Genomic DNA, 25,757 nt, shown 5'->3' with positions numbered 1-25,757 from the left:
CAGACGTACGTACTACAGTGACAACGATGCATCTGCTGTAAACTGCTTACTTCGTAAGTTCTGCCCGCGCTTTCACCCATTTGTCATTCAGATCCTTCATGATGTCGTCATACGATTCGCTGCGGTTACCGATGGCTGCTTCGATAATGCGTTTTTTGAAGTCCGGCTGCCAGAGGCCGATCTCGCCTTCATTGTCGATTTTATCAACCAAGCCTTCCTGTCCTTCTTTGGCAGGGGTTAATGTAGAGAATGTAACGTCCTTGTATTGATCCAAAATGGGTGGCAGCTCCGCATTTTTGTCTGCGCTCATGCCTCCGCCTTGCTCAACTGCATAGTTGGATTTCGCGAGGAACCAGTCAATCCATGCTTTCGCAGCAGGCTTGTTCTCGCTATTCACGTTCATGCCGATGTTATAGTCTGCAGCGAGCGGAACGACTACTTCACTTGCATTTGTAGGGAATGGCAAGAATCCAATATTATCCGGTGTATCCGTCAAGCCCTGGATTTGCGTAATCGCCCATGATCCCAGCGCCATCGTTGCAATTTTGCCATTTGCAAGGTCAGCCTTGGAGCTTTCCCAATCGGTTGTGGTTGGATCCTTCTCGATCAGGCCATTCTTAGCTGCATCATAGAGCACTTTGTACAATTCATAATGCGGCTTGCCAGCCACAAAGTTCTCATCCGTGTTCGACTGTTCAATGTTAACGTAGTCCACACTGCCTGCAACCGTCGCCAGATCGGATTCCCACTGCGTCAAAGCCCAGCCGGACGCATAGTTGGTGTACAGAGGAATTGCATCCGTGTTGTCTTTCACAAGTTGGAGAGCTGCCTGGAACTGCTCAGGCGTCTTGGGTACTTCCGTAATGCCGGCATCCTTGAATACCTGCTTGTTATAGATAATTCCAGAGAACGTGATGACGGTAGGGATACCATATACCTGGCCATCGACCATACGTTCTTCAATCCCTGTGTACTTGTCTTTCAACTCGTCATACGTGCCCAGCGGTTCAAAAAAGTCAGGGATATCGGCGATAGGTACGCTGGTCGGGATCATCAGCACGTCACCATAGTCTTTGGTACTCATCCGGATCTTCACTTGGCCCTCGTAATCGGCCAGTGACTGGAAGTTAACTTTGACATCCGGATACTCCTTGTTAAATGCTGCTGCGTAATCCTTGAACACGGTATCAACAATATCCGTACGCTGCGTCAAAACGGTAATTTCACCTTTGATATCCGCAGGATCTGTGCTGATTTCCTCCCCTGCCCGTGAAGATTCGCCTCCGGAAGAACAAGCTGCGAGTAGTGAACTAATGAGCAGCATGGTAAGCAGAAGCATCCAGCCTTTGTTTTTCTTCAATCGATTCGACCCCTTTGCTAAGTTAATTTAAGTTATCGTTAAGGTTACAAAATGGATTTTATTATGGTAACGCTTACCTGTCAATTAAATTATTTATTACTTAACAAAAGTTTTTCTCAGAGGACTCGTTGACAATGTCTATATCCGAATCTAATATTGTTAAATAAAGTTACCGATAACTTAATCAAATTTGATCCTGTATTTCGAAGGGGCGTTTACTTATGACGAACAGCAATGACATCCGGACTGAAATAAAAGAACACTGGGAAGGACATATTTTGCCATTCTGGTCTGCCCTCAAGGACCATACCCACGGCGGATTCTACGGTTGGGTCGCCAATGATCTTCAGGTCGACCCTCTCGCTCCCAAAGGCGGAATCGCCACGGCACGACAACTATGGTCTTTTGCAGCAGCTTACCGAGTGACTGGAAATGAAATCTGGCGCGATCACGCAGAACACGCCTACCGTTTTCTTGCGGACCATGTCCTTGATACGGAATATGGCGGTATGTATTGGATGGTGGATGCCAAAGGAGCACCACTCGATACAAGTAAACATGTGTATACGCAATCCTTCGGGGTGTATTCACTGAGCGAGTACTACCGTGCTACCGGGGACACATCTGCTTTGGAACTTGCGAAAACGCTTTTTGCTCTGATTGAGGATCAGGGCCTGAATGCAGAGTTACCTGCGTATAAGGAACAATTCGATCGCTTCTGGAATGAACAGCCGAATGAAATGCTGAGCGAGAACGGCGTGATTGCGGATTACACGATGAATACGCATATCCATGTGCTGGAGGCCTACACCACCCTCTACCGAGTATGGCCGGATCAGCAGGTGAGAGCGGCGCTAGAACGCCTGCTCGGCATCTTATATGAACGGGTGTATGACAAGGACACGAAGTTTCTCGGGGTATTTTTCAACAAGGCGTGGGAATCCATTATCGATCTGCAATCCTTCGGACATGACATTGAAGCCAGCTGGCTAATTGACGACACGTTGAGAGTGCTGGGTCTGGATCAACATCCGGAGTATTCCGCGATGGTGACGGATATTGCCTATAACATCTCCAATGTGGCCGTCCAGGCCGACGGCTCTCTTATGAACGAACAAGAGGGAACTCATGTGGATGAGAAACGGATATGGTGGGTGCAGGCTGAGGCGATGGTCGGCTTCTATAACGCCTATCAGCGTACAGGCGACCCTATGTTTCTGGAGAGAGTGAACCGCTTGTGGACATATACGAAGGAACATATTATCGATCAACGTGCTGGCGGGGAATGGTACTGGTCAGTAGACGGAGACGGAGTTCCGGATCAGAGTGAAATTGCCGGACCGTGGAAATGCCCGTATCACAATAGCAGGTTTTGTATTGAACTAATTGAGAGGATGGGATAACGATGATTCACCCAAAGTACAAGGAGTTATTGGAGCAACAGGAGCAGCTGCTTACGCGCCAAAATGAGATGGATCCTACATTCTACAACGGTGTATATGATCGGTATCGTTATCCGGTGATTACTCGCCATCATGTGCCGCTCCACTGGAGATTCGATCTGGACGAAACGACGAACCCCCATTTCATGGAACGCCTGGGCATTAACGCTACGCTTAATCCGGGGGCCATCTACTTCAATGGCAAATACGTGATGGTCATCCGAACCGAGGGATTGGACCGCAAATCGATCTTTGCCTTGGCTGAGAGTGACAACGGCATCGACGGATTCCGCTTCACGGGCAAGCCATTAGTGTGGGAAGACATCGATGCAGAAGAGACCAACCAATATGATATGCGATTGGTGCAGCATGAAGATGGCTGGATTTACGGCATCTACTGCTCTGAGCGCAAAGACCCGGATGCTCCGGCATTTGATACGTCCAGCGCCGTGGCGCAGGCAGGTCTTGTGCGTACACGCGATCTGGTAAGCTGGGAGCGTCTGCCCAACATTACGACAAGCTCACCACAACAGCGGAATGTCGTATTACACCCGGAATTTGTGGATGGCCAGTATGCATTCTACACACGTCCGCAGGACGGATTCATCTCCACCGGCAGCGGCGGCGGGATCGCCTTCGGTCTGTGCGATGATATTCTGAATCCGGTCATTGCCAAAGAAACCATTATCGATGAACGCAAATATCATACGGTATATGAAGTGAAAAACGGGCAGGGACCTGCCCCGCTCAAGACCGAACGCGGCTGGATTCACATTGCGCACGGGGTACGCAACACTGCGGCGGGTCTGCGTTATGTACTGTACACATTCGCCACGGATCTGAATGACCCGGCACGAATCATCGCCAAGCCCGGCGGACATTTCATTGCCCCTTATGACGACGAGCGGGTAGGCGATGTATCCAATGTTATTTTTTGCAACGGTGCGGTGGTCAATGAACAGGGTAAGGTCTTTATCTATTACGCATCCAGCGATACCCGCTGTCATGTCGCCACAACGACGCTAGATAAACTGGTGGATTACACCTTTAATACCCCGGCCGATCCGTATCGTTCCCTGGATTGTGCCAGCCAGCGTGGTGACTTGATCGAACGAAATTTGGAACTTTTGCAAAAACAATCGTTTTAATATGAAGACCAACCTTCAACCATAAAACGCAAGATGCTGAAAAATTAGCGCAGATCCTGCCAGAATTTCTTTATTCCATGTGGGTAACGATGTATACTAATATGGATGGTTATTATGTTTAAGTAAGCGCTAATCATAATGACAGCACATTGTATATAAACCGGCTTGAAGGAGGCGACCAAAGCTGAAGAACAATATCACCATGCGGGATATCGCCGATAAGCTCGGAGTTAGCAGTGTGACGGTCTCGAAGGCATTAAATGATAAAGATGGCGTCAGTGGCGAATTGAAGGAAAAAATTAAAGTGCTTGCCGTTCAGATGGGCTATCGGTATAATGCCGCAGCCCGCTCGATGAAGGAAGGCTTAACTCATAATATAGGCGTTATTATCCCGGAGCGTTTTACCGGACCTACACAATCGTTCTACGTACGTGTATTCCAGCGCATCACCAAACATTTGGAGGACCAAGGATACTATGGTATTCTGCACATTCTGAATGGTCAGGACGAAGAGGATTTAACACTGCCCAAACTATACAGCGACAGCAAAGTGGATGGTTTCATTGTGCTTGGGCAGATCAGCAAAGAGTATATCGAACTGGTGCAATCGATGGACGTCCCCAAAATGTTTCTTGATTTCTACGACGAGCATGCGGATATCGATTCTGTCGTTACCGATAACTTTTACGCTGCTTACGAGCTGACAAACGTTCTGGTCCAGCAGGGACACCGACGTATTGCTTATGTCGGGAATTTATACTCTACAAGCAGTATCCAGGATCGATTCCTTGGATATTACAAATCATTGCTGGAGCATCGGTTGCCGATGAATCAGGAGCTTGTGCTTAACGACAGGGATGAGCGGGGTACGTTCATTGAGATCGATCTGCCGGAGCAGCTGCCGACGGCTTTTGTATGCAACTGTGATCAGGTCGCTCATTTAGTCGTTCAGAAACTGGCCTCCTTGGGGATAGAGGTGCCCGCACAATGCTCTGTGGTTGGTTTCGATAACGATATCTATGCCACTCTCTCTGAACCGAAGCTAACTACGGTTGAGGTGGATGTGGAACAGATGGCGCGTACGGCGGTCCAATCCATGCTCAAAAAGATTGATAACCCAAGCCGCAGCTTTGGACGCGTACACGTGAAGGGTAACATCATCTACCGTGATTCGGTGAGTGCTGCACCTGCCTCCCAGGATGATGGATTGGTTTAACCAAGGACTTCTGTTACTTAAAAAGAGTGCTCCCGGCCATGGTGGCTGCAGGAGCACTCTTTGTTTATGAAAAAAAACGGTGGAGTGGGTTGAAATTGCCCACCGCTCAGTTACTCATCTCATTACCTATTCCATTGGGTTATCTAGTAGCTCGTCTTCAGCCAGTTGTCTTTGGACCAGGTTAATTTGCCTGCACCCGCTCCACTTGATCCCGTCAGTCGGGTATTCAGTGTCGCTGGATCATCCATATTGTAGCTGTAAGGAAGGGACGAGAATCCGTTCCAGGAGAAGCCCTTCACTGCAGCCGGTACCGGGCTGAGCGGACTGCCAGAAGTATCACTGCTACCGCGGAATGAGCTTCCATCCAGCGAATACATCGTATCCGTCACCCGAATCTTGCCTGTATACGTGGCATCGGTCGGATCCGTCTGGTTATTGCGGACCGGGAACTGTACGTCCTGGATCACCGATTTCTCCACCAGTACAGCCCCACTTTCTGTAGAGATCGCTCCATTGCTGATGATATCAAAATGATAGCTTTTGGACGAGATCGCAGCGGCCATCGCCGACGTGATTCTGGATTTGGCCGCACGCGCTCCTGACGCATCCATCACGATATTGTAGGCATGAGCGTTCCCTCCACGTAGGCGTGGCATGCGATCCTGAATGTCCTTGTACAGATTATGGTGCAGAGTCATGGACAGATTGGCGTTGGCTGATTCTAAGCTCGTTGAGCCAACCAAATGTCCTTTTTTCTGAGGGGACGAAATGGCAATGATATCGGCTTTGCTGAGTCCAACCGCACTGCTGCGCAGGTAGTTGTACATCGGATAGGAGGACATGTTCGCCTCCAGCTCATTGATCTGCTGGGTAACCCAGCTGTTCGCGCTGCCGTCATCCCCTTTGAAGAGAGACCAGGAAATGGTTACACCGCTGGTTCCCTTTTTGGAATCGACAAGCCCGTCGTAGGCTTTATTGAATGTGCAATGGTCAATCCACACGTTACTGTTCTCCTCAAGGGTGATATAATCCCAGTCGTTTTTGTCATAATCACCCTTGGTTGCTTCATCCCATTCCCATAACTCGTCAAATTCAAGGTTACGAATGATAACATTGGAACTGCGTTTGACGCTGATGGCTGCATGTTTGATTTTAGCCCCGTTCGCGGAGAAAATGGTCAGGCCATTGAAGCTGTCGATCGTCAGCTTGCTTACACCCGTCTGCTTCAGTACGGGGTGAGTCAGTGCATCATTATGCTTCGCAAAAGGGGATGTCTGGGTGGCGCTCGGAATTTCGTTCCACCCCAGATTCAGGTCGTTCATAATCTCGACGACTTTGACACCAGAGTTCTTTTTCAGTGCTGCAGCCAGATCCGCTGCATTATAGACCTTTTTATACTTGGACGTATCCGATTCGCTAATGGAACCCCCGCCCGTGTTCCCTTGGGAGAAACCTGTAAGATTGTAATCTGCGTTACCTGCTGCCTGTACACTTGTTGGGCCAGTCAGTAGGGTCAGCCCCAATGTAAGAGCCAGTGCGGCACTGCACCATGTTCGAATCCTGCTTTTCATCAAACCATTCCTCCCTGAATTATAATGAGCATGTCCGTCCATCCCTGCCAGTGCATGTTATGAAGGACATGCCCACAATGTACATCCTGGAAGTGATTACAACAATAATCCCTATTTTAGGTTCTCGTTAATCGTTGTCGGAGCTGCATGGATGCTGCACGGAGTGTACTCTAGGCAACCACCAATCGTACGCAATTAACTTCTAAAGAATATTTTTCAGGGGTAAGGAAAAAGCAAAGAAACCAAAACTGCTCACAAAAAAACAGGCCTGCAAAACGGCCTGCCTGTCTAATCCTATTTTTTGATGGAGCGTGTCCAAAATCCGCCATGGAACTGCTTCGGTTCAACAGTAATCACGAATGCCTTCGGGTCGAGTTCCAGAATGGTCTGGTAGAGCAATTTCTGATTTTTCCGTTTCGCCAGAATCTCCATGACCAAACGATCTCCGTCACGTCCACTACCTACCCAGGCCGTAACCCCATAACCTCTATCTCGCAGCGCATTGGCTACATTTCCGCCCATCTGATTACAGATCACTTTAACTGTAACGTAACCGAGCGCAATTTTCTCTTCGATCCAGGCACCCAGCAATACACCCAAGCCATACCCCACGGCATAAACGATCAATGCAGACGGTTGAGTCAGATACTTCAAGACCAAATTCAACCCAAGCACATAAATGACGATTTCACCCATGCTGATGAGGGCAGCGATATATTTCTGTCCTTTGAGTGTTAGAATCATCCGAAGTGTATACGCCGACACATACACGATTTGGATTAAAAAGATAAACAACAATATTTTAAGCAACGGCAATCCCTCTTTCCTGGCATGCACAACGGTTGAGCCCACGATCCGGGCTTCGGTCCGTATCCTGTACGTTTTTCCATATCTCCATCATTGGACGTTATGCGAGCTTTTTAAACGGTTGAAAGCAAATCTCCGGAAAATTGTTACTGAATGTTACACCGGAACGGCCTTTACAAAACTGTAGGTATCACTCGTTAACCTGGCAGAAAACCCAGAGGCGAAACCAGGTTTTCGTGAATATGCTGAAGGATCAGCATAACGGAGAGCATACGTTAAGCAGGGTACACGGAGACAAAAGGGGGAAGGGCCATGCTGTTATGGCAGGAGATGGAGCGTGAAGGCCTCGAAGAACTCGTATTTTGTCATGATCCGCACAGTGGATTGCGGGCTGTCATTGCCATCCACAGCACCGTCCTTGGGCCAGCGCTGGGAGGCTGCCGCTACTGGTCGTATGCTTCGGAGAAAGAAGCTGTTCGCGATGCGATCAAACTGGCCAAAGGCATGACTTACAAAAATGCCGTATCCAACCTGCCGTATGGAGGCGGAAAAGCCGTGGTCTGGGAGCTGCCGGCGGCAGAACAAGTATCCGGAGTGGAGCCGTCCGGCAATAACAGCTTGAACCTGAGTGTCTCTCAACGTGCACATATCTTCCGCTCGCTGGGACGCTTCCTGGAACGACTGAATGGACGCTATGTTACAGGCCTTGATCTGGGGACTACGGCAGCGGACATGGACCAGATCCGATTGGAGACCACCTATGTGACGGATACGACCGGTTCACTGGGGGCACAAAATGACTTCACCGCCGAGATGACTGCCTACGGGGTGTATACAGGCATTGTGACCTCGCTGCAGCATCAGGAGGTCACTTCTCTTCAGGGCATTCCCGTTGCCGTCCAGGGACTGGGCAAGGTTGGGTATGCCCTGTGCCGCCACCTGCATGCAGCCGGGGCACGGCTCATTGTGGCAGACGTTGTACCGGAACGTGTACAACGTGCCCTTGTGCAGTTCAGCGGCGCTGCCCCGGCCGATCCGGCCTATATTCACGCCGCTGACTGCAAGGTGTTCGCCCCCTGTGCACTAGGGGGCGTGTTGACCCCGGCAACGGTGGAGGAGCTGCGCTGCTCCATCGTTGCCGGGGCGGCGAACAACCAGCTCAGCGAGCGAGAGCCGGTTGTTCGCCGCATGCAGGCGCGGGGCATTCTGTACGCGCCTGACTATGTGCTTAATGCAGGCGGCATCATCAGCACCGCCTACGAACTGGAGGGTGAAGGACCGGACCAGATCCGCCAGCGGGTGGCGGAAATCGCGGATACACTCACCCAGGTCTACCAACTAGCTGCGGCATCAAGCATCTCCACTGCCGATGCCGCAGACCGGATGGCTGAGGCCCGACTTGCTCAGCCATGAATTGCCCTTCCTCTTTCTATACCGAATGATCTTCAAAGGCAAAAGGCCAACCTGGTTCAGATGAACGGGTTGGCCTTCGTTCTTATGGTGTACTTTCGCGCATTGTTCCGTTCCTTGTCTGCTCCCCACTCCCTTCAAGCCTGAGCATGCACCCGCTTGACGCGGTATAACATGGTCCAGAGCAGGACATTAGCCACAATCAGAAGTCCCCCGAAGATCCAGATGCCTCCTGGCAACGTACGAAAGAAAACATGAATCCCCCATAGCAAGGCAATCACCGGAAATGCCGCGAATACGAACCAGCCATCACTTTGCTGGGCAATACTAAAGGACAGGGAGAACGGCGGCTTGCGCAATAACAATTTGCCTGTTAACGGAATCAGGGCCGTAGCCACCAGCAGGATCACAGCCAGATCAGGCAGAATGCGCAGCCCGAATGTCCAGACAAACACAATGGCATTCAGCAGAAATACAGGCAAGAACATATTGCTCATAAATGCCTTCAGTGCACCCTTATAGAGCACATTCTCACTCGCAATCGGCGCAGCCCGGAAAGTCCAGAATGCCTTGTATTGCCCTGAATACTTCAGCATGATAATCACCGAAACGATAAGAATCAGCATGATGTACAGTGTATAAAAGAACGAACTCTCTCTAAGTTCCGCCCACGTGGATGACTGCAGCTGGGTGAACCAGAAGACATAAGGCAGAACAAAGGATAATCCAATGGATGGGTATACCTTCAGCTTGAATTCCCGTTCATTCCGCATCATGCTCGCTGACAGCCGGAAGCAGGCCTGCTCTTCCCCGGAACGGCAGAACACTCTGGCAAGTGTGCGATCCCAAAACCCTTTTCTTCGTCCTGAAGTGGATCCTGAATGGGCCATTTTCTCCAAGTATAGTTCAAAGGAAGGCATCAGCTTCACATAAATAACCAAACTGATCAATGGAACAACAACAGCCAGGGCGCTGAAGGTATACAGCCATACATCCCCGCCACCACCGAACAGCCATTCATATACAGCTGCATACCACACGGGAGGAAGTAAGAGCTGCCACCAGGCTGGCGTGAAGACCATGTCAAAATCAATGATACTGAACGACCGTGCAACCAGCTGATATCCAACAGCGATTCCAACAGATAACAAAATCTGTACCATGTTGATCATGTCTTTCAGCTTCTCTCCATCCAGAAACTTCATCATGAACAGGTAAATTAGAGATGTAGTGACCAGAATGAACATATTGATCAGAATGAGTTCCGCGATGAATAACAAGAAGAACCCGATGCCATGTGTGATTAAGCCCGCAACCATTGGTGCGGCTGTCAGGGAACCTGTTAGCAGCAGCAAATAGACTCCGGCATGAATGGCCCGGGCCATTCCAACGGTACGGCCGTTCACCGGCTTGGTCATAATGATATTCCGATCCCGGATATCCAGCAGCACAGATGAAAAGTCCGAGATCATGGACGTCATGATGATAAACATCAGCACCGCGTTGACCAGACCCATCTGGAGCATATAATGACCCGTATCCCAGACGACAAATGGCACCAGAAGCAAACCCATCAATCCGTACAACCAGAGGGACCGAAGGTACAGGTTCCCTTCCTTCTGCTCCTTATTACTGCTGCGTCCTGACAATACAGTCGGTACCCTGCGCTGGTCCATTTGAAATTTCACTCTCAATATAAGCCGCAGTACATCATAATCCGCACCCGTCTTGGTAATGATATGGCGAAAATGATCCAGGATCTTCAGCGTACGGAATTCGGAGGGTTCCTCCATATCAATACACCTCCTGCACGATCGATACAAAGCGTTCGGCAATCGCCTTATGCTCATTAAAGCCCGTCAATTGGTTAAACACCTCTTCAAGCGTGCCTTCCATGGACTGCTGCTGCAGCTGCCTGAATGTCCCGTCTGCCATCACTCTTCCTTCCGCAATCAGGATGATCCGGCTGCTGATCTTCTCGACCACGTCCATGATGTGTGAGGAATAGAAGATGGTTGTACCTTTGGCCGACAGCTGTGACAAAATCTCCTTGACCACCATCACGCTGTTGGCGTCGAGTCCACTGAGCGGTTCATCCAAAAACAGCAGATCCGGATCATGCAGCAATGCTGAGATGAGCAGCACTTTCTGGCGCATCCCCTTGGAGAACGAGGCAATGCGGGAATGATAGGATTTCTCGAGTCCAAAGCAATCCATCAGCTGCTTCGCCTTGTAATCAGCATCTGCATAAGACAAGCCATACAGTTCCCCAATGAATGTCAGGTATTCTGCTGGCGTCAGTTGTTCATACAGCTCTGCAACTTCAGGTACATAACCGATTCTGCGTTTATATTCCGTATCACCATCCGCGATATCCCTGCCAAAGATGCGAACCTTGCCCACATATCCTTCAACCAGTCCCAGCAGGATTTTGACCGTGGTACTTTTGCCGGCTCCATTCGGACCGATGTACCCGATCATCTCTCCCCGCTTCACCTCAAGGTCAATTCCGTTCAGGACATAACGTCCGTTATAACGCATCCGCAAGCCTTCAATGGAAAGTATTTGTTCTTCGTTCACTTCGTTATCCAGCTCCTGTCTCTATCTTTTTCTATAATTCTACTAGTTTACCACAGTTTAGGATGCTGTGATCCAGAATGAACATCACAACTCACAACAGACCTCTAAGATAACAATGAAAGGACAGCAAAAAGGACGCTTCATATGAAGCGTCCTTTACCACGAGCATGCAGCTTTCAAGAGGTATTCTCTCAAGATGTAAGAGCATGCTATCTTGTATTTATTTTAATGGGTCTCTTAACGTTCTTTCATTAATCCTCGTCGTCAAAATCCTGGTCAAAGGACAGCACTTTACCTGTATTGGCATCCACATCAACATCCGCTTCGCCATCCGCGGTTCTGATCTCGATCTCATAGACATAACGTCCGTCATCATGGTCGAGCTCAATTTCGGTTACTTTTCCACCTGTCACCTGTTTCAGGGCAATCGCAGAGGCTTGTGCTTCGGTCAATTTAACCTGTTTTGCAGCAGACTGGTTGGAAGAAGTACTTGCGGAAGAGCCATTGTAATTATAATCATCATCGTCGTCATAGTCTTCATCATCCACAACCGCCAGGATCTTGCCTGTGTAGGCATCCAGACGCACCACAACGTCATTGCTTCCTTTGCGGTCGATTTCAACTTCGTAGAACGTTTGGCCGTTTCTGCGCTCCAGATCAATGTCGTCCACTTTACCCTCAGCCGCTTTTAATGCCGCTGCTTTGGCTTGCGCTCCGGTCAGCAATTTGCCAGTACTGCTCTGATCCTGTGTGACCGACTGCGAAGTCGATGATGGTGTGGTTTGTACCGACTGTCCGTTTACGCTGCTGCTCGCTGCTACCGCCGATCCTCCAAGAAGTACCGCTGCCGAAATGCTGCCAATCCATAGTTTGTGTTTGTTCATCATCATGTTTCATCTCCTCGTTGTTGTTCTCGTTCTCGTCTACAGTTATAGAATAACCTGTGCGTATGAGAGATCAGCGAGAGTCAGATTAGAATTTGATGAGAAAATGAGACAAACATTCACAGCATCATTTCATTTCTATTGCTGAGGTTTTACTTAATCTTCTTCGTCTTCATCCCAGGTCACGGATCGGATCGCTCCGGATATCGCATTCACCTGCACGATAGCTTCCCTGCCATCCTCCAGATCAATCTCGACCAGGTAATAGGGATTCCCACTATTCGTTCCACGGAGCTCCGTGTCATCCACTTCCCCGGGAACTCTGGCAAGTGCCTTTTGCTCAGCTTCCTTCTCACTAAGAAACTGCGGAGTATCATTCTCTTTTCCCGGTTCCAATGCTGGAACATCCAGCGTCTGGGAAGATTGCTTCTCCCCGTTATATGGATCAACCACCCACTGCTCTCGGCGATGATCCTTCATTTTCAATACGGCCAGATACACCGGACTTCCCTGCTGTTCCACCAGTTCCAGTGATACCAGCTGCTCATCCGTTTGCTTCCGCAACTCCGTCTTGATCTGCTCCCGGCTAAGCAGTGTTTTTTCTTCGGCCTGAGGATTGGATTCCAGCCGCTTAATGGCATTGACTGTAGCGGTTACCGCATCCAGCTGTACATCATATAGCCCTGTTTCGGATCGAAGCTGCATGATATACGTACCGTCCTTCAACGTGGAATTCACAATTTCTCCAGGGTATTGTTCCAATACCGCCTGCGCTGCTGCATCCGCACTCAGCATCACACGGCTCGATTGCCATGGCTGCCACCAGCCTACGATTGCGACAAGCAGCACAGCCACAATACCCGCTCCCCACCATATCGGTCGCTTTGACCTTCCGCTCGGCTGCTGCTGTTCCCGTTTCATTTCCGGTGGTATCTGTGACTTTTCCAATCTGCCTCCCCCTTTCACACGTGCATCTGCTCCCGTGACACTCTTGGCATCAGTATACAAGAGAAGAATGAGAATTTCATGAGAACAGGGTTGTCTGAACGGATACTGGCAAAATAATTGAAGCTTCGGTGCCTACGCCTTCTGCACTCTTCAGTTCAACACGTGCCCCTATAGCCCCTGCGATGTCTTTCGCGAGAGATAATCCCAAGCCGGATCCACTTGCTCCGCCGCTGCGGGTCCTTGCCGGATCCACACGGTAAAAACGGTCAAATACTTTGGTTAGCTCTTCCTCCCGCATTCCAATCCCCGTATCAACGATGCATATCCGGCATTCCTGTCCTTTGGATTCCAGTCTGACTTCAATGGCATCCTCGCTATACTTGCGGGCATTGTCCAGCAGAATAAACAACATTTGCTTCAGCTTACTTTCATCACTGATCACCCAGATACTGCCCGGATCATCACAATAAACTTCCCGGTGATAGGCTTCCCGGAAGGCTCGAGTGGAATCCTGAGCCAGACGTGTGATATCGAGCCTCTGCAGCTGTACGTTCCATTGCTCTGGCTGCTTGGCCAGCAAGAGCAGCTGTTCGGTCATCTCCCGCATGCGAACAGATTCGGATAGTATGGCTTCAACAGCCTCATCGAACACCTCAGGTCGCTCCTTGCCCCGTCGCTGCAGCAGACTGGCATAACTCTCAATAATCGTCAGCGGCGTTTTAAGTTCATGCGAGGCATCCGATACGAAACGCTCCTGCCGCTCGAAGTTGGATTCCAGCAAATCCATCATGCGGTTGAACGTCTGCCCCATGGTACTCAGTTCATCCTTCGATTGGGCAGCCAGCGGAAGCCGCTTAAACTGGCCGCTTGACTGGATATCACTCATGGTACGTGTCATCTGCTGAATCGGCCTTGTCATCCGGTTCGCCAGAATTCGGCTGGAGATAATCGCAGGGATCAATGCGATAATCGTTACAGCGACCAGAACCGTACGCAGCACAGACAGGCCATTCTCGGTATCTGCGACACTTTCGGTGACTTGTACATTCACCACTTCACCATCAGGCCAGATTACCGGCACAGACACCCAGACATACTCCAGCTGTCCAACCCGGGTATACTCCGATTTCTTTTGGCTCTCGTACTTATAGGGCAATTTGCTTAGCATCTCGTTCAATTGAGGCTCTGTCGCTGTTGTTACCGGATCGGAACTGGTACCATCCTCATTGACAATGCGGAGCATTCCTTCCACTGGCGCATAGGCACGCAGCAGATCGTCCGGTGGAATGGATTCGGCAGAATCACGTACTCCCGTTACGATCGAGCCAGCCTCAGCTTCGACACGCTTGATCTCATTGGACATTGAAATTCGTTCAAATACGATATACACGGACAGGTTTACAGCGATGAGCAGTACTGCAAACAATACCGAGGAGTATCCATAAATTTTGCTCCGCAGACTCATGATTGCTCCTTCATAACGTATCCAACACCACGAACCGTATGTATTAAGGGTGGAGTGAACCCGTTATCCACCTTTTTGCGCACATAACGGATATACACATCCACCACATTGGTATCTCCATAATAATCGTAACCCCAAACGGCCTGTACAATCTGGTCACGACTCAATACCTGACGCTGATTCTGCAGCAGATACACGAGAAGATCGAACTCACGTGGAGTAAGCTCGATAGGTATTCCATCCCGGGATACCTCCCTTGTACCTTCATTCAACCTCAATCCTGCGGCAGTAAGCCAGCCTGTTTCTTCTTCAGTCATTTGGCTTGCTGAGTCTTGATTGGCAGGTCGTATTACCCCGGATGAAGAAGCGGCTGCGGCACTCAGCCGGAGCGCTGCCCGTACTCTGGCAAGCAGTTCTTCGATTCGAAAAGGTTTAGTAATGTAATCATTGGCACCGAGATCAAGCCCAGACACCTTGTCCTCGACTGAATCCTTCGCTGTCAGCATCAGGATGGGCACCATGGCATCTTTGGCACGAATTCGCCGCAACACCTCAATCCCGCTCAGACCTGGCAGCATGATATCCAACAGAATCAGATCCCACTGGCCGCCATGATACATTTCCAATCCTTCCGTACCGCTCCCTGCCTTCCCCACCTGATATCCCTCATACTGTAATTCAAGTTCAAGCAGGCGTGCGATTTTGGGTTCATCTTCAATCACCAGCACGGCTTCATTCATACAGAGTTCCCCCTCGTTCCATTCTCCCGATATCTTACAATAGAACTCTACAGTTTGCCCAATGCATCCTCTACAAGGTCGTCCCCGGCAATCAGGTCAAATGCCATTCGATATGTCTTCTCCTCTTGCAGAGATGCTGCGATAACTCGGGCCACATCCTCACGAGATATGCTTCCTGGTTTCAAGTCTGTCCCTACGGCGATTTTGCCTGTTCCTGGTTCGTTTTTCAAGCCACCAGGACGAATAATCGTATAATTCAGCTCGCTTGCAAACAGCGCACGATCGGCATAATGCTTCGCCACATAGTATGGTTTTATGGCATCCGACCATTTCTCCCGCTGATCTGCACCAAAAGCACTGACCAGAACATATCTGGAAACGCCCTGCTGCAGTGCGGCCTCCATTGTTTTTACTGCCCCGTCGAGATCAATAAGAAGTGTCTTGTCTGCACCTGTAGAACCACCGGACCCTGCCGTGAATACAACGGCATCATGATCCTTCATCGCTTCAGCCAAATCATTTACGCTACCCTCCAGATCACCCATGACTACATTTGCACCCAGCTGTTTCAGTGCATCTGCCTGTTCCGGTTTGCGAATCATCGCCGTCACCTGATGCTTGCCTTCCTGGGCCAGCTGTTCCACAAGCACCTTGCCGATTTGTCCGTTTGCTCCAATAACCAATACATTCATATGTCATGCTCCTCTCGGTTAAACGGGTAACCCCGTGTCGTTTTATCCTTCTCTGGACTTGTCTTTAATTTAAACGAAAGCCGGCGCTTCTAAGCGCCGGCTTGCTGTGATCCAATCCGTTTAGCGCATTGTCAGCGCATGAATACAGTTTCCATATACATCTTAATATACCATACACCCCACACTATCTATACCTAACTAAACGCATCCATTCCTACGGCCTCATTTAGCTTCTCTTGCTCCCAAGCTCACATCCATGATGAAAGTAACGCAAAAAGGATGCCCCAAGGGGCACCCTTATATGGATGGCTACTAAATTAGTAAGCCAGTGCAAACAATCCGTGGATGTGAGACAGGTAACGGATGTTACTTGCTTCTTTCATCATGGTTGCTGGCAGACCTTTCAGACGAGTCTGGTTGCCACCGATCATGCCGACAGCATCCTTACGACCCAGACTTCCCAGTGTACCGGAGAATACTGGTGTGAAGGATTCCATTGCGCCACCTTTGAACATTACGCCCAGGTTGTGACCAATAGTTTCACCCATTTGCCAAGCCAGTTGTGCAGTTGGAGGATATGGACGAGCGCCTTCGCTAGGGAAGACCACTGCGCTGTCACCAGCAACAAACACATCTTTGTGGGATGTGGATTGCAGAACTTCCGTAACTTTAGCACGGCCGCGATCCACTTCAATTCCACTGTTAGCAACAACCGCATTACCTTGTACGCCACCTGTCCATACGAGTGTGTTCGTAGGGATGGAGCTGCCGTCTTTCAGCAATACTTCGTTTTCTTTCATCTCTGTGATCGCTACGCCAACGATGAAGTTAACGCCACGTTTCTCGAGACTCGATTTTGCACGGTCAACCAATTCTGGCGGGAATCCTGCAAGAATGGATGGACCTGCTTCAACGGTATACAGGGAGATATCGTTGAAATCGATACCTTTTTCTTGGCATACAGCTGGCAACAGGTCAGCGAATTCGCCGACAAGCTCAATACCAGTCAAACCGCCGCCACCAATAACAAACGTTGCGTCTGCTTTGTTGCCGGATTGTTTGTAAGCATCAAGACGTGCTTCAACGTGTGCACGAATGCGGTTAGCATCACTAACAGATTTCAGCGTGAAGCTGTACTCCTGCAATCCCGGAATTCCGAAGAATGCCGTTTCGCTACCCAGGGCAACGACGAGTGCATCATAAGAGTAAGTAGAGCCGCTAGTCATCAGAACTTTTTTCTCGTCCGGCTTGATTGTATCCACCGTATCGATTTTCAAGTTCACGTTTTTACCACGCAGCAATTTTTCAAGCGGAAGAGCAACTGCCTTTTCAGCAATGCTTCCTGCTGCAAGACGGTGCAGTTCCGTAATAATTTGGTGCGTAGGGTAACGGTTCACGACTGTAATTGTCGCTTCTTCCGGTGTCAGGTATTGACGCGCAGTCAGCGCAGTCAAAAGACCACCGTAACCTCCGCCCAAGATCAAAATTTGCTTCGACATATCCATCCTCCGTTCTTCTAATCTTAACGTTGCTGTTGCCCACGCTCGTTCAGGATGCTCAGGAATGATTGAGCAAAACGCAGCGTTTGTTGTACGTTTGGATCTTTAAGCATTTTGAGCATAGCGAACAGACCAACCGAAGTTTGTTCTGCTTGCGCACGATCATTAGCTTCGATTGCAGCAGAAGCTACACCTTTGGCTTTGTCTACAACTGGTTTAGCGAATTCACCCATTGCGCTCATTGTGTCGCTGATCAGAACTTTGTCTGTAGCTACGCTTTGTGCGAAGTCATAAGCTTTGGTCATGGCAGTAACCATTTCAGCCAGTTTAGGCAGGTTTTCCACCAGAACGGTCAGAGACTCCTGTACCTCAGGCTTCATCAGTTGATCGAGCACGTCCAAGGACTGGCGCTCGGAAACGTTGGCACCTTCTGTAACTGGCACCTCTTGTTGAGTAGGCGATTGTGACATAAGAGAAAGTCCTCCTTTACTTTGGGATAGAAGTCCGCGACTTTCATGATGCCTGTCAAGCAGAGCCGAACCACGAATACAAGTGATACATTGAAATGTACCAAATTTCACACAATAGAAAGAGCGAAGCCCAAGGGCCGCTCTCGGATCATGTATTGTATTGGGTCTATTGCGGACAACATGTGTTGACGCAAAACGACAAGCAGGCCGAAACCGAACTCTATACCCTTATATTACACCTCTTACACATGAACATGAAAAAGAAATTTTTTACACTTGTGAAGATATTGTGAACATTGTAACAAATCCGATTTTTTTGTCAAGCTTCGCGGTCGGAATGTAACCGCTTATCCTTCTGCTCCAGATCTGTATTCCTACCACATGTGGTATTAAGACAAGATCACATACGTCCATATGTGCGAAAAAGTACATATGAAGGAATTTTTCAGTCTTATTTTTAGGAAGTGTTTTCCAAAATCATGAATTCCATGCAACGAATTTGGTCACTATCGTTATTATGCAGCTTGTCATGCTGGCTTATTCCCTATTCGCTCAATTCTTCCCGATGAGAATCTTCACCTTATTTCAGGCGCTTACGACGGCTTCTTATGATGAACGAAGTTTAAAATTACAGAAACCCGGTTAATAAGGACTACACCAGAAATGAAGGAGATGTTCGATATGAGTAATTCAACTAGCGATAAAATCAAAGCAGGCGTGAATAAAGCCAAAGGCGAAGTGAAGGATCAGATCGGTAACGCGACAAACAACAGATCCCTTCAGGCTGAGGGTAAAAAGGACAAGGCGAAAGGCGCGGTTCAAGATAAAATTGCCGATGTAAAAGATCGCCACTAGTATCCGGTCTCATATGCTTCGCACGTTCAAATCGTGCACTATATACGTGATGATGTCGGCCCGTAGATATGAGCATGCGCTTGTCTTTACCTACGGGGCACAAAAAAGCCAAGGAAGGTGTTATTCCAATCACCCTTCCCTGGCTTTTTTTGGTTGTTTTCAATTGTATCAAATCGCTGGAGCCACATATCTAGCCATATCCACGATAAACTCCTGACTTCCTCTCGATGTTTGATAATGTCTGCTGAATTGCCGCACCCAATCCGGATGCTCCTGATACCAACGGTATTTCTTCTCCAGCCCCTGCTCCAATGTAATCTGCGGTTTCCATCCCAGTTCTTCTCTTAATTTGCCCGAATAAACGACTAAACTGGACCCTCTGGACTGAGTCGGTTCCTGATCCCGAATCTCCACATCTCCTGTGGAGCGCTGCAGTGATTGCAGCAGCTCGCCAATCTCCTGCATCGTTGTGCCTTGTCCTGTTGAGATGTTATACGTATGCCGATCTTGTCCATGCAGCATGATCTGTTCAATGGCTTTTAGTGCATCATCGATATACAGAAAATCACGTACAGCAGATCCTTGAATATCCAGCCGTAAGCCATCCAGCATCCGGCCAAAATTGCGGGGAATGATTCGGTCAGGCAGCTGCCATGGACCATAGAGGTTGGTTAGGCGAAAGATTTTTACAGGGAGGTTGTAACATTGGGCATAGGAATGAGCCAGCGTCTCACATGCAACTTTGGATGCCGAATAGGGGGATACTGGAGCATATACGTCTGATTCGGAGTACACTCTGCCAAACTCGCCTCCATACACCTCTACCGAGGAGGCCAGTACAACCGGAATACGATGATTGGCTGCATATTGCAAAATGGCCTGCGTGCTTAGTGTGTTGTTACGAAATACTTCTCCTGGATGATGGTAGGAATAATCCACATGCGGCATGGCTGCCAAGTGGATGATATGATCGGTTCCCTGGGGCAAGCTGAAGCGGTCTGAAGCGAGGTCACAACAAGTGAAAGTCATTTCATGCAGCGGGGAGCTGTGAACAAGTCTCTGACAATAGTCATCCCGGTCGATCAGGGTAATACGATGGCCTTTTTGCGCCAAATAATGAGAAAGATTGAATCCCACAAATCCGGAAGCCCCTGTAATGACAATGTTCACCAAACCATTCCTCCTTGGATTTTACTCAGGCAGGCTCTTGAGGCGAGCGTATGTATTGAGTATAACCTTAAATTGATACGTTTTGTATCATTTTCCATTCATTTTTTATTTTTCTTTCTGTAGAGCAGATAGCTAATGAGGGTAATAAACAGTGAGGTGATGATAATGAATGAATCCAGAGATAATATAGAGACCTTTTACTTCAAAGACGATGGCGTGATTCCCAACAATCCAAACTTGCCAGTACTGTTGTATAAAGGTATATGGGCAAAAGACCCGTCCCGAGCAGAGTCGCTGCTCAACAGCAATCATTGGGGTAACAGCTGGATTAATGGTGTATTCGACTATCATCATTTTCATAGCAATGCCCATGAAGCACTAGCAGTGGTAAGCGGTTTCGTTCAACTGATTCTGGGCGGGGAAAAGGGACAGCGAGTTTATCTGCAAACGGGAGATATTGTCGTGCTTCCTGCAGGAACAGGACATAAGCGTCTGGAAGCCAGCCCTGATTTTCGCATAGCAGGTGCTTACCCTGGCGGCTCAAGCTACAATACCCGTACAGGTAATCCGACAGAACGTCCTGAAGTGCTTCGGGAGATTCAGGATGTGCCGATCCCTGATACCGATCCGGTCTATGGAAACGAGGGACCTTTATTGGACATATGGAACAAAAGCAAATAAGAGGTAACTGCATATGAGTGAACAAGAAAAGAAAAACAGACTGTTAACGAGAAATATCCATGTCCTCGATAACAGTCTGTTTAGATTATACGCGTAACCGGGTACCGTAGAACCGTATTGCATGCTGCATATCAGGAAGAAATGGTGTTTCCCGAAGAAGAATTGGATTCGTTCAGATTCTCCTGGGACAATGAACGGGTGAAGTGTCTCTCCAGCTTCCGACTTGCCCACAACGATACAGCGATAAACAGCAATACACCAATCCACCTTACAGGGTGCTCCAGGAATTGGGCCACATTCGAGCCAATGTAGGTCACGCAGAAAATCATGATGCCCTTACCAAACCCTACGGCGAGCAGGAAAGACATAAGTCTCATTCGGGCAATACCTGCCGCCACGTTAATGATGACAAACGGACCGACCGGAAAGATACTCAGCAAAAATACATAACTGAAGGCATTCCGCCGAATCCATACCATGCTCCGCTGAACACGCGGTTTGCTGGACCATCGTTCCACGAAGGCAGATTTCCCAATCTCCCGGACCAGCAAGAAGGTCAGGGTACAACCGAGCACCATCCCAATCCACGAGTACAAAAATCCCGCCCATAGTCCATACACCGCACCATTAACACCCACGATCAGCAGGGTCGGCAGCGGAGGCACAAAGGACTTCATAAAAGTAAGCAGTATACCCGGAAGCGGCCCCAGGGAACGAAACTGCTCAAGCCAATAACGAATATTTTCTTCCGTAATATAGGACATGATGTCCAGAGGTACCGGGGTCATGTGCATCCTTCCAATCTATTCAGTCTCCATCCGTTTACAATGGCAATTACTGTCCTCGAATGATCTGGGTCAGTTCATCTTCTTCTCACAGTATAACGTACGAATTCACTTCAAACCGTTGTTAATTTGAAGAAATATTCACAGATGAGACCAACATAGCAAAAAGCACACCCTGACCTGTACAACAAGTCTTGGTGTGCTTTATCTGTATTGGTATCTCTCCAGGAGGAGAGGAAATAAACATATTCTATTCCAGCTGCGCCTCCTGCATCTGCAGTTCGTTCAGTTCCTCCTGATGAGCGGCATTCCATTCAGGTATGCCGGATCGCATGAACTCATCTGCATCCATTGCAGCTTTGGACTGATTGCAGAGATTGCAGGCACATACACAGTTTAGCGGAGTCGTATGACCACCTTTGGCTCGAGGCAGAAGGTGATCGATCGTATCACCATACGATCCACAGAAGTAACAGGTATACTGATCCCGGTTCATGATGTACCGTTTGAAATCCTTGTTGCTGAATAATCGGCGAATGGTGTACCGATTGACAACAACTGCAGCTTTTTCCTTGACCAGCGTGACCGCAAGCTCCATATCAATCTCCTGATGCCAGCGGCGGCCTTTATCCGTCTTGCCACGCATGCGGACCATACCCTGCCTGTTCGTACGGAGCGATGACGGATCTTCCGGATCAATCACTACCGGGACCGCCGGAGTCTGGCGGCGTGGCCGGCCATCTGCCCCAGCGCTTCGGCTGCGGGCATGATGGGAATGGGGACGGTGTCCGGAAGTCGTTGCCCGGGCACCGTCTTCATCGGCGGCCTTATGCGCACGTTCTTTGCGCATTGGCCGCGCCCTGCTTCCTTGCGGACCCTGTGGCCGCAAGGGAGCAGACTCGGCTGTCCCGGCCGCAGCAGGAGCTGCCTGGCCCGGGTCCAGCCCTGGAGCGGCAGGCTGTGCACCTGCCGCCAAAAGCCCGTCGGCCGTGGCTGCAGCGCCACGGTCGCTCGCTGGCACCTCGGACTTGACCGCAATGCGGTCGGGTCCAGTGCCAGCGCCAGGCGGCGCCGAGCGTTTGCGGCGCCGCTTGCGCTTGCGCCCCGCTGCGGTCTGCTGACCCGCAGCTGCTGTTCCCGCTGCCGGATCCTGCGGATCTTCCGGCAGCGAAGCCTCGCTTGCCGCCACAGAAGCCTGCGCGGCGGCCTGTTCAGCACGCACATTGGATACGGTGCGTCCACCATCCTTCGGATCACGTTCTGCTTGCCCTGAGGCGCTTGATTCCGTGATCCGTTCAGACTGCTCAAGGCCTGGCTGCGCCTGCTGCCGTTTGGACTTTCGTCTCCTTCTTCTCTTCTTTCGCTCACCTGACGATTCCGAGGAGGCTGAAGATAGAGATTCAGCTTTGCTGTGCTGTTCCTCAGAACCTTCACCCGCTGCCTCCTGGATCACCCGTTCATTGGCTGCAGCACTTGATTCATTTGTAATCTTCTCCGGTCTTTGCATCCGCATGTGCAAACTCTGAGCCTGCTGCACAGGGATGTCGCTACCGACAGCCTGTCCGCTGCGCTGACGACAAGGACGACAGGCTCCCCGTCTGGCACCGGGCCCCGCCCTCTTTCCGGTTCTGCGCCGAAATTCAGACAACGGACGCTGTTGCCCGCAATACATGCATACCTTGGTCTGTTGCGCTTCATGTTCCGTCATGTTCTGCCGGAAAGGGGCTGAGCCCGTCTCCATGTTGTCACCTCGGTTCCGTATGAATCCGGTTTCTTTCTATTGTATCACATCTGCTCGCGGACGCACTCATACCCCTGTGTCTGTGCCTGATAGCCATCTGTGTTGTACTCTGTTGTCTGTCCACTGCATTCATGAAGAATGTGTTCTACATATTCCAATATATCTTGCATCGGTTTCCCGCATTGTTCACATGTTGTCATTCATCTCACCTTGATCCTGTTCTGTAAGTCTCTGCATTTTTGATTTGTGTTCCGCCTTCTCATTACCCCTGGCTGATCCAAAAGAAACATTCGTTCCCACATGATGCTCATTGATCGCATGAAAAAAACCGTTCCCCGCTCAACCCTAAGGTCGACCAAGAAACGGCTTATTATTCCTATAATGGCAATTAAATATTAACGAACATCGAGCTGTCCCGAATTGGGTTGCGGGATGACCCGTGGTTTTGGTTTCGGCAGATTGCCGAAGATGACCCAGGCAAACGGAACGAACCTTGCCGTCAGCCCCACTACAATCCATGAAGCGAACAACGCTACGGCGAAGCCTCCGGCATACCATAGGTGAACCAGCCAGGACACCCCGGTTTGCGGCGGGAATTCCCGATACAACAGCAGGAAAAATGGGTGAATCAGATAAATTCCGAAGGACAGTGCACCAAGTCGATTGAGCGGCTTGGCAATCAATGCAGGCCCCTTGCGATACAACAGGTATGCAATCTGAATCAGTACGAGCGCACAAGCAAAGGTATGCAAATTCCAGAAAAATTCATACCACAGTGTATTATACGTGGCAATCTTCATACGAAGCAGGTAATAAATATATACATGTCCGAGTCCGGCCGCAATCCAGACGGCCCACAGCAGAATCCAGGATGCTACGCGGCCTTTGGTCGCATTTTCTCGGCTGATGACAAACCATTGCTTGATTTTTGGAAAATAGACCCCAATGAACGCGCCCAGCATGAAATAGGAGAAGTACGAGAAGGCCCAGCTTCCTTTGTTCGGCACCTGGAACCCGTATTTGTTACTTACGATAAATGCCCACTGGATCAGCAGGCCAATGGGTACAGACCACTTAACCACCGCAGGATACTTCTTCAGCAGCCACAGAACGAGCGGGAATAACAGATAGAATTGCATGTTGATGAATACAAAGTACAGATGCGTATACGCCTTACCCGTGAAAAGTTTGGTAATGAAGCTGATGGCAGATTCACCAAACGGACGGCCTTGATAATGGGTGAAATGCAGAATAACAAAATAAAACAGGGAAAACAGGAAATACGGCAGCAAAATGTAAACGAATCTCTTTTTATAAAAATTGCTGACCAGTTTCTTGTCCAAGGGACGGGAGTAATAGTTATAGAACAACACGAAGCTGCTCATGAAAATAAAAGTTGGCGTACCATATTTCATGAAGATATTAATAAAGTTGTACAGCCAGTAGTAGCCCGAACCCGTCATGTCCACCGTCGCATAGGACGTGGAATGCACACACAGCACGCCGATAATCGCCATGGCACGTACCAGGTTCAACTCCGGTATTCGCTCTCTTTTTAATGTCTCACTCATGTTTAGCGTTTCTCCTTAATGTGTTCGTCAATATGTCAGATATGACTTAGTACGATAAGCTCTCTATCTATTAAAAGGCATAATGCTTAAGATGTGTAGTCCATTTTCTTAACAATTCCTAAATTTTCAGTGGATTTCACACACTTTTCATGTCTATAAATGTAAAAAAAGACCGCTATAATGCGGTCTTCGAGCGATGCTGCCTCAGCAGGATTTATTTCTGGTTCACTGGGATGAAAATGGTAAACTCGGGCTCCGGATCATATGGATCCTGATCCATCGGATATACTTCATAGTGTGTAAGCGGACCTTGCGACACCGCATGACCCTGTTCTTCAATCCAGGCATAGATTCGATTGTATGATGCTTCCACACTCTGTCCTTTGACATGGCTGCACTTGGCGTAGTCATGTGCCGGGACATCAACCTTCACCATTCCAGATGGAATGGTTGATGCTCCATCTTTGCCAACCTCGACTGCGACATAATGAACAAATCCTGTATCTGTCGTATGATAGGACAATCCCAGAAGCTCCTGCGGGTGAAGCACATCACTGATCTCCTGCAGACGACGCTTGAACTCCGTTTGCACTTCACGAATGCCCCCTGCCCCTGCTTCAGCGAAGGTTCCCTCCCATTTCAGTCCGATAATGGTCGCCGCCTCCATACGTACCAACATTGAAGAATTGACTTGTTCCATACCCTCTCACCCTTTCATTTAT

General features: G+C 49.3%; 24 protein-coding genes. 6 read left to right on the top strand and 18 right to left on the bottom strand.

The genetic code is table 11. From position 1 onward, the window contains the following. Window positions 1-46: 46 nt before the first annotated feature. Window positions 47-1,360, bottom strand: coding sequence for an ABC transporter substrate-binding protein (locus tag MH144_RS14255; protein WP_239301215.1), 1,314 nt, complete (start codon window positions 1,358-1,360; stop codon window positions 47-49). 221 nt (window positions 1,361-1,581) lie between these two features. Here MH144_RS14255 and MH144_RS14250 point away from each other — a divergent pair, with 221 nt between their 5' ends. From MH144_RS14250 to MH144_RS14240, 3 genes are all read left to right on the top strand, one after another. Continuing rightward, complete coding sequence (locus MH144_RS14250; protein ID WP_239301213.1) at window positions 1,582-2,763, top strand: AGE family epimerase/isomerase; 1,182 nt, start codon at window positions 1,582-1,584, stop codon at window positions 2,761-2,763. 2 nt (window positions 2,764-2,765) lie between these two features. After that, on the top strand, window positions 2,766-3,950 hold the full coding sequence (locus MH144_RS14245) for a glycoside hydrolase family 130 protein (RefSeq protein WP_239301211.1): 1,185 nt from the start codon (window positions 2,766-2,768) through the stop codon (window positions 3,948-3,950). 202 nt (window positions 3,951-4,152) lie between these two features. Beyond that, window positions 4,153-5,166, top strand: coding sequence for a substrate-binding domain-containing protein (locus tag MH144_RS14240; protein ID WP_239301209.1), 1,014 nt, complete (start codon window positions 4,153-4,155; stop codon window positions 5,164-5,166). Between the two features lie 143 nt (window positions 5,167-5,309). On the opposite strand, the gene MH144_RS14235 is transcribed toward MH144_RS14240, so the two are convergent. After that, window positions 5,310-6,737 (bottom strand): pectate lyase family protein, encoded by a 1,428-nt coding sequence (locus MH144_RS14235; RefSeq protein WP_239301198.1) that lies wholly within the window; start codon window positions 6,735-6,737, stop codon window positions 5,310-5,312. Window positions 6,738-7,031: 294 nt separating this feature from the next. After that, a complete protein-coding gene (locus MH144_RS14230; protein WP_095290851.1) occupies window positions 7,032-7,547 on the bottom strand; it encodes a DUF2179 domain-containing protein in 516 nt (171 codons plus the stop codon). Between the two features lie 309 nt (window positions 7,548-7,856). Here MH144_RS14230 and MH144_RS14225 point away from each other — a divergent pair, with 309 nt between their 5' ends. Further along, window positions 7,857-8,957: a Leu/Phe/Val dehydrogenase gene (locus MH144_RS14225; protein WP_239301196.1), complete on the top strand. Its 1,101-nt coding sequence runs from the start codon at window positions 7,857-7,859 to the stop codon at window positions 8,955-8,957. 134 nt (window positions 8,958-9,091) lie between these two features. On the opposite strand, the gene MH144_RS14220 is transcribed toward MH144_RS14225, so the two are convergent. From MH144_RS14220 to MH144_RS14180, 9 genes are all read right to left on the bottom strand, one after another. Next, window positions 9,092-10,747: a hypothetical protein gene (locus tag MH144_RS14220; RefSeq protein WP_239301194.1), complete on the bottom strand. Its 1,656-nt coding sequence runs from the start codon at window positions 10,745-10,747 to the stop codon at window positions 9,092-9,094. Between the two features lies 1 nt (window position 10,748). Next, the gene (locus MH144_RS14215; RefSeq protein ID WP_275440136.1) at window positions 10,749-11,495 is read right to left on the bottom strand and encodes an ABC transporter ATP-binding protein; all 747 of its coding nucleotides are present in this window, start codon (window positions 11,493-11,495) and stop codon (window positions 10,749-10,751) included. A gap of 290 nt (window positions 11,496-11,785) precedes the next feature. Next, window positions 11,786-12,424, bottom strand: a complete 639-nt coding sequence (locus MH144_RS14210; protein WP_239301190.1) for a PepSY domain-containing protein — start codon at window positions 12,422-12,424, stop codon at window positions 11,786-11,788. Between the two features lie 150 nt (window positions 12,425-12,574). Continuing rightward, on the bottom strand, window positions 12,575-13,366 hold the full coding sequence (locus tag MH144_RS14205; protein ID WP_239301188.1) for a PepSY domain-containing protein: 792 nt from the start codon (window positions 13,364-13,366) through the stop codon (window positions 12,575-12,577). A gap of 76 nt (window positions 13,367-13,442) precedes the next feature. Next, window positions 13,443-14,831 carry a sensor histidine kinase gene (locus MH144_RS14200; protein WP_239301172.1) on the bottom strand — a complete coding sequence of 463 codons (1,389 nt, stop codon included), beginning with the start codon at window positions 14,829-14,831 and terminating at the stop codon, window positions 13,443-13,445. Then, the gene (locus MH144_RS14195; protein ID WP_239301163.1) at window positions 14,828-15,571 is read right to left on the bottom strand and encodes a response regulator transcription factor; all 744 of its coding nucleotides are present in this window, start codon (window positions 15,569-15,571) and stop codon (window positions 14,828-14,830) included. The genes MH144_RS14200 and MH144_RS14195 overlap by 4 nt, the downstream gene beginning before the upstream one ends. 47 nt (window positions 15,572-15,618) lie before the next feature. Continuing rightward, the gene (locus tag MH144_RS14190) at window positions 15,619-16,263 is read right to left on the bottom strand and encodes an SDR family oxidoreductase (protein ID WP_239301161.1); all 645 of its coding nucleotides are present in this window, start codon (window positions 16,261-16,263) and stop codon (window positions 15,619-15,621) included. A gap of 317 nt (window positions 16,264-16,580) precedes the next feature. Further along, window positions 16,581-17,762, bottom strand: a complete 1,182-nt coding sequence (locus MH144_RS14185; protein ID WP_239301159.1) for an NAD(P)/FAD-dependent oxidoreductase — start codon at window positions 17,760-17,762, stop codon at window positions 16,581-16,583. Between the two features lie 23 nt (window positions 17,763-17,785). Beyond that, a complete protein-coding gene (locus MH144_RS14180; RefSeq protein ID WP_239301157.1) occupies window positions 17,786-18,232 on the bottom strand; it encodes a DUF1641 domain-containing protein in 447 nt (148 codons plus the stop codon). A 681-nt stretch (window positions 18,233-18,913) separates the two neighbouring features. Here MH144_RS14180 and MH144_RS14175 point away from each other — a divergent pair. After that, entirely contained in the window at window positions 18,914-19,087 is a 174-nt protein-coding gene (locus tag MH144_RS14175; protein WP_082704104.1) for a CsbD family protein, read from the top strand. Window positions 19,088-19,255: 168 nt separating this feature from the next. On the opposite strand, the gene MH144_RS14170 is transcribed toward MH144_RS14175, so the two are convergent. Further along, complete coding sequence (locus MH144_RS14170) at window positions 19,256-20,257, bottom strand: NAD-dependent epimerase/dehydratase family protein (protein ID WP_239301155.1); 1,002 nt, start codon at window positions 20,255-20,257, stop codon at window positions 19,256-19,258. Between the two features lie 165 nt (window positions 20,258-20,422). Between MH144_RS14170 and MH144_RS14165 the strand changes: the two genes are divergently transcribed. After that, on the top strand, window positions 20,423-20,938 hold the full coding sequence (locus MH144_RS14165) for a cupin domain-containing protein (protein ID WP_239301153.1): 516 nt from the start codon (window positions 20,423-20,425) through the stop codon (window positions 20,936-20,938). A gap of 131 nt (window positions 20,939-21,069) precedes the next feature. Here MH144_RS14165 and MH144_RS14160 read toward each other — a convergent pair whose 3' ends face one another. The 5 genes from MH144_RS14160 to MH144_RS14145 form a co-directional block, all read right to left on the bottom strand. Further along, a complete protein-coding gene (locus MH144_RS14160) occupies window positions 21,070-21,726 on the bottom strand; it encodes a TVP38/TMEM64 family protein (protein ID WP_481857363.1) in 657 nt (218 codons plus the stop codon). A 247-nt stretch (window positions 21,727-21,973) separates the two neighbouring features. Then, complete coding sequence (locus MH144_RS31100) at window positions 21,974-23,431, bottom strand: HNH endonuclease (protein ID WP_481857362.1); 1,458 nt, start codon at window positions 23,429-23,431, stop codon at window positions 21,974-21,976. 77 nt (window positions 23,432-23,508) lie between these two features. Continuing rightward, complete coding sequence (locus MH144_RS30785; protein WP_275440111.1) at window positions 23,509-23,634, bottom strand: hypothetical protein; 126 nt, start codon at window positions 23,632-23,634, stop codon at window positions 23,509-23,511. A gap of 225 nt (window positions 23,635-23,859) precedes the next feature. After that, window positions 23,860-25,035, bottom strand: coding sequence for an acyltransferase (locus tag MH144_RS14150; RefSeq protein WP_239301141.1), 1,176 nt, complete (start codon window positions 25,033-25,035; stop codon window positions 23,860-23,862). Between the two features lie 214 nt (window positions 25,036-25,249). Next, the gene (locus MH144_RS14145) at window positions 25,250-25,735 is read right to left on the bottom strand and encodes a GyrI-like domain-containing protein (protein WP_110758395.1); all 486 of its coding nucleotides are present in this window, start codon (window positions 25,733-25,735) and stop codon (window positions 25,250-25,252) included. Window positions 25,736-25,757 lie beyond the last annotated feature (22 nt).

Origin of the sequence: Paenibacillus sp. ACRRY (genome assembly GCF_022346995.1) — a bacterium.
Taxonomy (GTDB): domain Bacteria; phylum Bacillota; class Bacilli; order Paenibacillales; family Paenibacillaceae; genus Paenibacillus.
This window is presented reverse-complemented; position numbering and strand designations above follow the sequence as displayed.

Coding starts and splice junctions, on each gene's coding strand:
- MH144_RS14175 (WP_082704104.1), top strand. CDS start 18,914: ATGAGTAATTCAACTAGCGATAAAATCAAAGCAGGCGTGAATAAAGCC.
- MH144_RS14240 (WP_239301209.1), top strand. CDS start 4,153: ATGCGGGATATCGCCGATAAGCTCGGAGTTAGCAGTGTGACGGTCTCG.
- MH144_RS14160 (WP_481857363.1), bottom strand. CDS start 21,726: ATGACCCCGGTACCTCTGGACATCATGTCCTATATTACGGAAGAAAAT.
- MH144_RS14215 (WP_275440136.1), bottom strand. CDS start 11,495: ATGCGTTATAACGGACGTTATGTCCTGAACGGAATTGACCTTGAGGTG.
- MH144_RS14220 (WP_239301194.1), bottom strand. CDS start 10,747: ATGGAGGAACCCTCCGAATTCCGTACGCTGAAGATCCTGGATCATTTT.
- MH144_RS14165 (WP_239301153.1), top strand. CDS start 20,423: ATGAATGAATCCAGAGATAATATAGAGACCTTTTACTTCAAAGACGAT.
- MH144_RS14200 (WP_239301172.1), bottom strand. CDS start 14,831: ATGAGTCTGCGGAGCAAAATTTATGGATACTCCTCGGTATTGTTTGCA.
- MH144_RS14250 (WP_239301213.1), top strand. CDS start 1,582: ATGACGAACAGCAATGACATCCGGACTGAAATAAAAGAACACTGGGAA.
- MH144_RS14210 (WP_239301190.1), bottom strand. CDS start 12,424: ATGATGATGAACAAACACAAACTATGGATTGGCAGCATTTCGGCAGCG.
- MH144_RS30785 (WP_275440111.1), bottom strand. CDS start 23,634: ATGCAAGATATATTGGAATATGTAGAACACATTCTTCATGAATGCAGT.
- MH144_RS31100 (WP_481857362.1), bottom strand. CDS start 23,431: ATGACGGAACATGAAGCGCAACAGACCAAGGTATGCATGTATTGCGGG.
- MH144_RS14190 (WP_239301161.1), bottom strand. CDS start 16,263: ATGAATGTATTGGTTATTGGAGCAAACGGACAAATCGGCAAGGTGCTT.
- MH144_RS14150 (WP_239301141.1), bottom strand. CDS start 25,035: ATGAGTGAGACATTAAAAAGAGAGCGAATACCGGAGTTGAACCTGGTA.
- MH144_RS14185 (WP_239301159.1), bottom strand. CDS start 17,762: ATGTCGAAGCAAATTTTGATCTTGGGCGGAGGTTACGGTGGTCTTTTG.
- MH144_RS14195 (WP_239301163.1), bottom strand. CDS start 15,571: ATGAATGAAGCCGTGCTGGTGATTGAAGATGAACCCAAAATCGCACGC.
- MH144_RS14235 (WP_239301198.1), bottom strand. CDS start 6,737: ATGAAAAGCAGGATTCGAACATGGTGCAGTGCCGCACTGGCTCTTACA.
- MH144_RS14145 (WP_110758395.1), bottom strand. CDS start 25,735: ATGGAACAAGTCAATTCTTCAATGTTGGTACGTATGGAGGCGGCGACC.
- MH144_RS14245 (WP_239301211.1), top strand. CDS start 2,766: ATGATTCACCCAAAGTACAAGGAGTTATTGGAGCAACAGGAGCAGCTG.
- MH144_RS14180 (WP_239301157.1), bottom strand. CDS start 18,232: ATGTCACAATCGCCTACTCAACAAGAGGTGCCAGTTACAGAAGGTGCC.
- MH144_RS14225 (WP_239301196.1), top strand. CDS start 7,857: ATGCTGTTATGGCAGGAGATGGAGCGTGAAGGCCTCGAAGAACTCGTA.